The following is a 1295-nucleotide window of genomic DNA, read 5'->3' as shown; positions in this document are numbered from 1 at the left end:
GGCAAGTGACACACCAGCCAGAACTGGGCGCTCCTGTTGCCCTACTTCAAAGTCCAGAACATAGCCGGCGCTTTCGAACGACAAGGAGCCGGTGGCGAATGCGCCACCGCTTGCGGCGACAGCGAGCACGGCAACAGCAAGAGTGGGACGCATCGGTACTTAATGTTGGGCTTGAGCGGTGGGCCCAAGGCACATCCAGTTGAAGAAGGGGGTAAGCGGCGGCTTCACTTGCCACCCCAGCGCCAGCTCGGGGGCTCGCCTTTTAGCCAGCAGACGGCTACGAGCACAGCGCACACAAGCGCCGAATACATGACGAATAGAGCTTGACCGTGACCTGGAAGCAGGAACACGGCGCCAGCCAGAATCAGAAAGGCAAAGACCGCCATGACAGCCCAGCCTTGCCATGTGGTCGGAAGGCCCCAGCCCCAACCGTAGCGCTTTGCAGGGAACCAGTAAATTTTGTCGCCTGACACTTCTTGACCTCTCTTCCAGGAATTCAGATCCCTGCAACCGGTCTTCCCATGGCAGCTTTCCGGGCCTTGGTCTCAGACGGAAACCTCGGATTGTAGGAAAAGAACCGGGTCGAAGTTTTGAATGTGGTTGCCCACCCTACAAGCTCGCCACTGGAATCTGCATAAAGACGGATGGTTCCTTTGCCCAGCCCTTTGACTTTATTCAACGGATCGGCCAATCGGCTGTCGTCGTCACCGGTATAGGCTTCGTTCGAGTCGATGATGGAAACTTCGAACTGCCTGGTGTCTTCAACGACTGGTTTTCTGGGAGTAATTTGTTTCGGCTGGCCGTTGATTAAAAATACATGGCCTGTCGAGCCTGTTTTCTTTTTGTCTTCCACATTCAGCATGGCGTGTGCCAGGACGTCTCCAGGCCTCAGATCCTCGACTTTTGTGATGCGTGTAAAACCGCCCTCTTTTTCGATGGAGAGGACGAAATCTTCCGCGGTGTGTTTTTTCCTGTTGGGCGTCCACTCCAGAAACGACATCTTCGATTGCGTCGAGTATTTGGCACGCTCAAAAACAGCCAGCAGGAAGCCGGAGCAATCAGCCCTCATCGCATACTTGTTCGAGAAAATATCTCCGGGGAAGCTGATAGACCGTTCCCTGAGCGTGTATTGATTGTCTTCTGGCTTGATGTTTTCAACCAGCTCACGGGCAACAGCCAGGTGCCTGGGAACTTCCGCGGAATCGGTTTGTGCCTTCGCCTGGGAACACCAAAGCAACGCGGCAGCGGCGGAAAAGAGGAACAGTTTTTTCAAATGCATTCTCATACCTACACTC

2 protein-coding genes are annotated in these 1295 nt (G+C 54.5%); both read right to left on the bottom strand.

The genetic code is table 11. From position 1 onward, the window contains the following. Positions 1–224: 224 nt before the first annotated feature. The gene (locus tag AC1D1P_RS23635) at positions 225–473 is read right to left on the bottom strand and encodes a hypothetical protein (RefSeq protein ID WP_477674687.1); all 249 of its coding nucleotides are present in this window, start codon (positions 471–473) and stop codon (positions 225–227) included. A 23-nt stretch (positions 474–496) separates the two neighbouring features. After that, positions 497–1295, bottom strand: a 799-nt coding sequence (locus AC1D1P_RS23630) for a hypothetical protein (protein WP_477674686.1), incomplete at its 5' end; no start/stop codon positions are given.

This window comes from Polaromonas sp. P1_E1_2 (assembly GCF_056406035.1).
Note: the sequence above shows the minus strand (reverse complement) of the source record. Positions and strands in the feature narration are given on the sequence as shown.